Origin of the sequence: Alienimonas chondri (genome assembly GCF_013036045.1) — a bacterium.
GTDB lineage: Bacteria > Planctomycetota > Planctomycetia > Planctomycetales > Planctomycetaceae > Alienimonas > Alienimonas chondri.
The window spans coordinates 1-3875 of sequence record NZ_WTPX01000259.1 but is presented as its reverse complement, the minus strand read 5'-3'; the positions used below and the strand labels follow the sequence as shown (position 1 = coordinate 3875).

The 3875-nt window shown below is 69.4% G+C and carries 4 protein-coding genes; all 4 read left to right on the top strand.

The genetic code is table 11. The features are described 5' to 3' along the window. Positions 1–216 precede the first annotated feature (216 nt). Complete coding sequence (locus LzC2_RS20630) at positions 217–984, top strand: ion transporter (protein ID WP_171189914.1); 768 nt, start codon at positions 217–219, stop codon at positions 982–984. Between the two features lie 160 nt (positions 985–1144). After that, positions 1145–2104, top strand: coding sequence for an alpha/beta hydrolase (locus LzC2_RS20625; RefSeq protein ID WP_171189913.1), 960 nt, complete (start codon positions 1145–1147; stop codon positions 2102–2104). Positions 2105–2279: 175 nt separating this feature from the next. Next, positions 2280–3278 (top strand): hypothetical protein, encoded by a 999-nt coding sequence (locus LzC2_RS20620; RefSeq protein WP_171189912.1) that lies wholly within the window; start codon positions 2280–2282, stop codon positions 3276–3278. Then, a partial coding sequence (locus tag LzC2_RS20615) for a hypothetical protein (protein ID WP_171189911.1) occupies positions 3275–3875 on the top strand: 601 nt, incomplete at its 3' end. The genes LzC2_RS20620 and LzC2_RS20615, both read left to right, overlap by 4 nt.

The window sequence follows — 3875 nt, the reverse complement described above, 5'->3', positions numbered from 1 at the left end:
CCCGCACCGTCTGCCACGCGGCGTTGGCGCAGGAATCCGACGACGACGCGGCCCGGTTCGCGGCGGACACGGTCCTGTTCGCCCGCGGCATCGCGGAGGCCGCCGGCGGCCTGTACGGCGTCGGTCCGAAGGTCCGACGCCGAACGCCGCCGCCGTCGCCCGCATCGAGGCGGCGCTGGGGGCCGAGTGAGTCAGGAGCCGATCCAGCGATCCCGAATCCAGCGACTTCGAGAAGTCGCGCGGCGAATCGTGGAAGATGTCGACACCCCCGCCGGTAGGGCATTCGACTTGGCCGTGCAGGCGCTGATTGTGTTGTCGCTGGTGCTGTACTCCCTCGAAACGCTGCCAGGATTGTCTCACGCGACGCGCCGGGCGTTGCGGTGGGGTGAGTTGGTGACTGTCGGATTGTTCACAGCGGAGTACTTGTTGCGCGCGGCAGTGGCGAAGCCCACGAGGACGTATGTCTTCGGCGTGTTCGGGGCCGTCGACCTGCTGTCGATCCTGCCGACGCTCTTGGCCGCTGGTTTCGATCTCCGGGCATTGCGGGCGCTCCGCCTGCTTCGGCTCTTCCGTGTATTGAAGCTGGTTCGATACAGTGCCGCTGCGCGTCGATTCGCCTTGGCGTTGAAGATCGCCCGAGAGGAACTCGTGCTGTTTCTTGGAGCGGCGGGGGTTGTGCTGTTTCTCGCCGCCGCGGGGATTCATCACTTTGAACATGAGGCCCAGCCGGAAGAGTTCGCGTCCATCTTTCATAGCCTTTGGTGGGCCGTGGTCACGCTCACCACCGTCGGTTACGGCGACGTTTATCCCATGACGATCGGGGGGCGACTGTTCACTTTCCTAGTGCTGGTAGTCGGACTGGGTGTGGTTAGCGTGCCGGCGGGACTCGTGGCCTCGGCACTCTCGGAGGCTCGTAGGATGGAAGCAGACATACGCGAACCCGCGACAATGCGTGCGGAAGCCGACGTTCGCACAGGGGCATAGAGATCCCGGGTAAGGGAAGAGCCGCATGCGGGAACCCTGCGGGTCGGCGGCGAACGACTGGCTGCTCCGGCGCCTCGGGCGGTTCCGCGCCCGTTGTGCGGGGTTCGGGGACGCCCGTACGATGGGGGCGTCCGTGAATGCGCCCCGTCGGAGAACCGTGATGATTCGCCTCGCCCCCCCGTCCCGCACGCGAATCGCTCCCGCGCGATCCGTGCTCACGCGTTGCTTCGCCGCGGGGCTCGCTCTCGCGGTGACGCTGGCGGTCGCCGCGCCGGCGGAGGCCGCCGCCCGCACGGAGCTGATCGGCACCGTCGACGGGTGGACGCTGCCGGTGGAGGTCTATCAGCCGAACGGCGCCGGCGAGGAGACGCCGGTCGTGATCCTGTTGCACGGCGAGAAGGGCAACCGCAAGAACTGGCAGTCGCTGGCGGAGTACTTGGAAAAGCAGGGCTACGCCGTTCTCGCCCCGGATCTCCGCAAGCACGGCGAAGCCTCCTTCAACGGCCGCACGGAGACCGGCGAGTCGATGAGGCCCAACGACTACAAAGCCGTCGTGCGGTTCGATCTGGAAGCGGTCAAGCTGCTGGCGCTCGATCTGCACCAGAAGAAGCAGGTGAACATCCGCAAGCTGGGGATTCTGGCGGCGGAGGACGCCGCCCCCGCGGCGCTGCTGTTCACCTATGCGGATTGGCTCAAACAACCGCTCCGCGACGCGCCGGACCCCGCCTTCCGCACGCCGACCGGGCAGGACGTGCGGGCCGTGGCGCTGCTGTCGCCCGAGGAGAGCGTGCCCGGCTTGAACCCCGGTCGCGTGCTGCGTCAGCTGGCGGACGACGGCGCCGACATCGCCTTCCTGACGCTCGTCGGGGCGGCGGATAGTCAGGACAAGGGGGCCGCGGAGGATCTGTACAAGAAGTTGGGCGGGGAGAAGGCCGAACGGGTGATCTACGCCCCGGTGCCCGGCGTGCCGCTGCGGGGTACGGCGCTGCTGCGTCCGCCGCTGGGCGAGAAGCTGTTCGCCGGCCTCGCCCGGCAGGACGGCAAGGGCTTCTTCGACCTGTACCTGAAGGCTCGCGCGGACGTCACCGACCAGTGGCGCGACCGCACCGGCCGCCTGTGAACCGGCCGCCTGTGAACCGGCCGCCTGTGAACCGGTCCCTCGCGGCCCCCGCGAGCCGGGGGGCTTGTCCCCCCGGACCGGGCCTCCGCACAACGTCGCTCCGGTTCGCTACGCTCACTGGTCCGGGGGGATGAACCCCCCGGCTCGCCGTCGCTCCCCTGATGGAACCGTCCCGATGCTGACCGCCCCGCTGCTGCTCGCCTGCTTGCTGGCCCCGCAGGAGGGGGTTCCTCCGCGGGAAAACGCTGACGAGCCGCTGACCGGCATCGCATTGGAGCGACAGGCCGAGGCGGAGTTGGAAGCCGCCCTCGACGCCCCGCTGGCGAAGCCGCTTGTTTTCGCCCCGGGAGCAACCGTGGCGTCGGTGGTCGTGGAACTGCTGCCCGAGCAGACGGTGATGCCGGACAGTCCGCGATTGGACTTGGAGGGCATCGACCTCCGTGACCTGCCGCTGTACGGCGGCGTTGAACTGCCCGCGGGCCGATTCTCCGTGCGGCGAGCGATCGAGGAGCTGCTCGATTCGGTCAACGAGGTCCCGCTGACGATGATCAATGACGGCGGCATCCTCAAAATTACGACGCAGGATTACGCCGACGAACGCCTCGTCACCCGCGTCTATCCCGTCCGCGACCTGCTCGAAGCGGCCGGCCCGGGATACGTCGATCGGCCGCAGTTCCAATGGCACGGCGGGAGCATGGGCGGCGGGGGCGCTGCTCCCCAAGGCGGCTTGGGCGGCGGCGGTTTTGGCGGCGGCGGGCAGTTCTCCTTGGCGCCGGTCGCCAATCAGTTCGGCGCCGCCCAGCCGCAACCGCAGGCCGCGCCGGCCCCGGCGAAGGACGGTCCGCCCACGCCGTTGGAGATCGCGCAAGCGGCCGAACAGCCGTTGATCGACCTCATCCAAACCGTCACCGGCGGCATCGATAACGGCGGCGGCTGGGAGGAGATCGACGGCGAGGGCGGCGCGATGGAGTACTTCGACGGCGTGCTGAGCGTCCGCCAGACCGAAGCCGTTCACCGCCAGATCGCCACGCTGCTGAGCGACCTCCGCGACGCCTTCGACGATCAGCCCTGGTCCTTCCCCATCGACGTAAACGCCGCCCATGCGGCAGATCACGCCGCCCACGACCATAGCCACGACGACCACGATCACGACCACGCGGAGGCGGTCGAATGACGCTCGCCCCGCTGCTGCTGGCCGTCCTGATCGCCCCGCCGACTGACGGCGTCGCGGAGGACACGACCGGCGTGGCGTTGGCCCGACAGTCCGCGGCGACGCTGGAGGCCGCGCTCGAAGCGCCGCTGACGGAAGCAGTCGCGATCGAAGCCGGCATGCCGCTCCCCCGGGCCCTCGCCGAGCTGCTTCCCGGGCAGACCGTGCTGCCGGACCTGCCGCGAATGGAATTGGAGGGGATCGACTACAGCAACTTGCGGGTAACGCAGCCGCTGACGTTCCCCGCCGGTCGCCTCACGACGCGGACCGCGGTGCAGGAGGCGTTGGATCAGACGATCCACGATGTCCCGCTCGTCCTCCTCAACGACGACGGCATCGCCCGCGTCACGACCCGGGATTACCTCGCCGAACGGCTGACGACCCGGCTGTACCGGGTGCGGGACGTGGCGAGCGCCTTGGGGACGCTCGCCCTCGCCAACGTCGAATGGCGCTCGGCCCGCGAGGCCGGTTGGCAGGCGGGGTGGCGCGACGGCTGGCAGTCGGGCTGGGAGGCCGGTCAATCCGCCGCGGAGGGACAGCGCCGTCGGCCCACCGGCGGCG